This window comes from Erwinia typographi (assembly GCF_000773975.1).
Lineage (GTDB): Bacteria > Pseudomonadota > Gammaproteobacteria > Enterobacterales > Enterobacteriaceae > Erwinia > Erwinia typographi.
On sequence record NZ_JRUQ01000136.1, the window covers coordinates 1 to 3,874 of the forward strand.

The 3,874-nt window shown below is 49.9% G+C and carries 5 protein-coding genes; all 5 read left to right on the plus strand.

The window, feature by feature from the left end:
- Positions 1–344 (plus strand): phage tail terminator-like protein (locus NG99_RS27330; protein ID WP_034900064.1); only part of this gene is annotated, 344 nt, incomplete at its 5' end.
- Between the two features lie 61 nt (positions 345–405).
- Positions 406–1,083: a phage tail protein gene (locus tag NG99_RS27335; RefSeq protein ID WP_034900066.1), complete on the plus strand. Its 678-nt coding sequence runs from the start codon at positions 406–408 to the stop codon at positions 1,081–1,083.
- A gap of 39 nt (positions 1,084–1,122) precedes the next feature.
- The gene (locus tag NG99_RS27340; RefSeq protein ID WP_034900069.1) at positions 1,123–1,476 is read left to right on the plus strand and encodes a phage tail assembly chaperone; all 354 of its coding nucleotides are present in this window, start codon (positions 1,123–1,125) and stop codon (positions 1,474–1,476) included.
- A 47-nt stretch (positions 1,477–1,523) separates the two neighbouring features.
- Entirely contained in the window at positions 1,524–1,781 is a 258-nt protein-coding gene (locus tag NG99_RS27345) for a DUF1799 domain-containing protein (protein WP_072017695.1), read from the plus strand.
- A 9-nt stretch (positions 1,782–1,790) separates the two neighbouring features.
- On the plus strand, positions 1,791–3,874 hold a 2,084-nt coding region (locus tag NG99_RS27350), incomplete at its 3' end, for a phage tail length tape measure family protein (protein ID WP_198138840.1).

The window sequence follows — 3,874 nt, forward strand, 5'->3', positions numbered from 1 at the left end:
AAATCTATGTACAGGCTCATGTCAGCTTCGATCCGCCTGTTGATGAAATATGGCTTCAGTCCCACGTGCTTCCATCTATGCCTTACAGCATAGACCTTGCCCGTAAGTGCAAAGTCTATCCTGGCGTTTATCAGGTCAGCGTCATCGTCCCGGCACAACGTGGTAAATCATCCGGGCTGGCAGTGGCAAAACAGATTTGCGACCTGTTCCTTGATGGTCAGGAAATACCTGCTGAAGGCATAGAGCTTTATATCAACGGCGAACCAACGATTTATCCAGGCATTCAGAACGACACCAGCTATACCATCCCCGTTTCAATGACATATCGCGCAGACAAAGCGTAAATAATCCAAATCTTTCAACCAGGCTGCCAGATGGCGGCCTTTTTTGTATGAGGTAATGCTGATGGCCTTCCATCTACCAAATGGCGCGACTGTGTTCGTAGCCAATGAGTTCGCGGATTCGATCCCAATTAATGCAATCTCGAACGCTTCAAACGCAGTTTTGACAATCTCTGGCGGCGGCGTCAGTGAAGGCGATACTGTTCTACTTAAATCTGGCTGGTCGGCTCTGGATAATCTGGTAGCTAAAGTTATCGCTGCAACGGCGACATCAGTCACCCTTGGCGGGGTAAACACTTCCGATACCAGAGTCTTCGTCGGCAGTGGCGCTGGCTCACTTCAAGTGGTCAGCGACGACTCATGGGTTCAGATCCCACAGATCACTGAAGTTGCTTCGTCTGGTGGCGACCAAAACTATTATCAATTCCAGTTTCTGGAAGATGATACCCAGCGCAGCCTGCCCACATACAAGGCAGCCAAGACGCAGACTTATACCATTGCCCACGACTCTGACCAGCCGTTTTATGACGTGCTCAAGCAAGCCGATCGCGCCGGGGATACCTTGCCAATGCGAATGTATGTTCCTAAGGCAAAGGAAACCCGCTACTGGTCTGTTGTGCCTTCATTCGATGGGGAACCAAATCCGGTTATCAACCAGATCGAAACTGTCACAGCTTCATTTGCTGTGCAGTCGAAAGGCACCACATTCTACAAAGATGCTGACGTAACTCCGGGCAGTTAATCACCTTCAGCCCCGAAAGGGGCTTTACCGAGATAACACATGGCTACTAAGTTCACACTGAACCCTAATCCAACATTCAAAATTGACGTAACAATCCCTCGCCCTGGTCAGGATGAAGGGAAAGTTACGTTGACCGTTCGCCATAAAACGCGCACTCAGATGGCAGAGCTTGAGAAAGAGCTTAAAGCACAAGCCGAGAAAGCAGCAGAAAGCGGTGAATTCAGCAATGAATCATCTGTAGCTTATCTGGAGCAGGTGATCGAGAGCTGGAACATTGACGCGGAATTTAACCGTGAAAGTCTTCTCATGTTGCTGGAGAACTACCCGCGCGCCTTCGATTCTATTGCCACTGCATTTACCAAAGAGCTGTATTCAGTCCGCGAAAAAAACTAACAGCGCTTGCCGAGGCATGTTTTACGCCTGATCCCACGCCTGATGAACTGGCGACTTTCTTCCTCACCCCTGACGACATCGACGTGACCGAGATTGATGTGTGGCCGGATGTATGGCCGGCATTTCAGGTGTTTCAGGCGATGTACACGCAATGGCGCACAGGAATGGGGGGCGTGACAGGTCTGGATTACAACATTCTTCCCTGGCTGATGAAGGTTCACGGCATCAGCGACGAGGCAAGCGCATTACACGACATCAGGGTTATGGAGGCTTCTGCTCTCCGCGTTATTCACAAAAACGGGTAGGGGCTATCCATGACTGAGATTTCCAACATCGTTCTGAAGGCGAATGTTAGCGACATTCAGAACGCCAGCAACGAACTGGATAAATTTGCAGACAAAGCACAGAAGGCGGGGAAAGGGGCTGATGATCTTAATTCGTCTTTTCGTGCAGGGGCTAGCGTCAGAGAAAAGGTGGTTAAAGAGCTGTCTGGAGGGGCGAAAGCCGCTTCAGATCAGGCAAAAGAATTACAGAACCTTCTAAATAAAATAAGCCCCGCAACTAATGCGCTGAATAAGCTTCAGGAAATCCAGGAAAAGCTTTCATCATTTCAACAGAAAGGAATGGTGAACGATGACCAGTTTACTGTTTACAGCCAAGCGATAGAAACAACCAGAGAAAAGCTCGGTCGTCTGGTTGATGCTGAAACAGAGGATGGTCGGGCAAAATTGCAGCTTGAATATGCTACTAAGCGAGTTGCGCTGGCACAGGATGCCTTTCTTTCTAAGCTTGGCGAGCAGTCAGCATTATTCCGCGCATCAAAGGCTGATGCAGCAGAATACCGGGCGGCACAATTAGGCATTTCGGAACAGGCCGCGCCACTGATAGCAAGCCTGCGTGAGCAAGAACGAGCTATCGCAAGGGAAGCTGATCAGAAGCGTGCCGCGGCAATTTCATCTCGCGGATTGAGGGAGGCTATAGCTCAGCAGGAAGCTGCGGAAAGGGCAGAAGCGGCAGAGCTTAAACGCTCTGAAACAATGCGCCAGTCGTTTATTAATTCATTGCAGGACCAGGCAAACGCCATAAACAAAACCCGTTCTGAAATCCTGGAGATGAAGGCGGCTCAGCTTGGTGTTACGACACAAGCCGCGCCTTTCATTGCAAGACTTCGGGAGCAGGAAAGTGCTTTCAGACAGGGCTCTATTACTGCTGGGCAGTACCGCCAGGCAATGCGCCAGCTACCGATGCAGATTACTGACGTAGTCACTTCGTTGGCTTCTGGAATGCCCATCTACTTGGTCGCTATCCAGCAGGGTGGACAGATTAAGGATTCATTCGGGGGCATTGGCAACGCAGCTAAAGCCCTGGTCAGTGCCATTAATCCTTTAACCGCTATATTTGGACTTAGTGCGGTCGCGGTTGGCGGATTTGCATTAGCAGCCTATCAAGGCGCTGACGAGCTCGAAGAGCTCAATAAAAGCCTCATCTTAACAGGCAATTATGCGGGGGTGACTGGTGGGCAGTTGCAGGGAATGGCAGCAAAAATCGCCAGTGCTACCAATACTACGCAGCACTCTGCCGTTGCTGCTTTGGCAACACTAAATAGCACAGGTAAATACACAGCTCAGCAATTAGAGTCGGTTGGAACAGCTATTCAGAACATGAGCCGCACTGGAGCTATCTCTACTGAAGAGCTGGTAAAGCAATTCCAGTCGCTTGGTGAAGATCCTGTCAGCGCCATTGTTAAGCTCAATGACCAGTACAATTTCCTGACAACATCTACTTATCAGCAAATCAAATCTCTTCAGGAACAGGGTGACACTCTGGCGGCAACTGATCTGGCAATGAACACATATGCTGACACAGTAAATCAACGCTCAGGGCAAATTACCCAGAATCTCGGTTACCTCGAAACTGGCTGGAACGCTATCAAGTCTGCCGCAGCTGGCGCTTGGGATGCGATGTTAAATATAGGCCGAGGCGACACGCTGGAGAGCCTTTTGTCTCAGGCCCAAGAGAGAGCCAGGAAAAATCTCCCCGGCGCTTACACTGGCGGCGGCTTGGGGGCCACAGGTGCGGCGGCACAGCAGTACGGCGCGAATAATAATGCGGATGTGAATATTCTTCAGAACGTGGTCAGTCTGAACAGTGATATCACCAAAGCAATTTCCGAACAGGCCAGAATTCGCAAAGAATCCATAACAGACCTAAACACACTGAATGGCTACGAGCAGAAAGCCAAAACAAACGCTGAGAAACGAGCGTCTGAATACGTTCGAATTAACAAGTTATTAAAAGAGGGAGTAATCACTGAGCAGCAGGCCGCACAATATCGCAGCGCAGTGGATAGCTCACTAAAAGACCCCAAAGCATCTAAGTCGACCCTGTACACGATTCT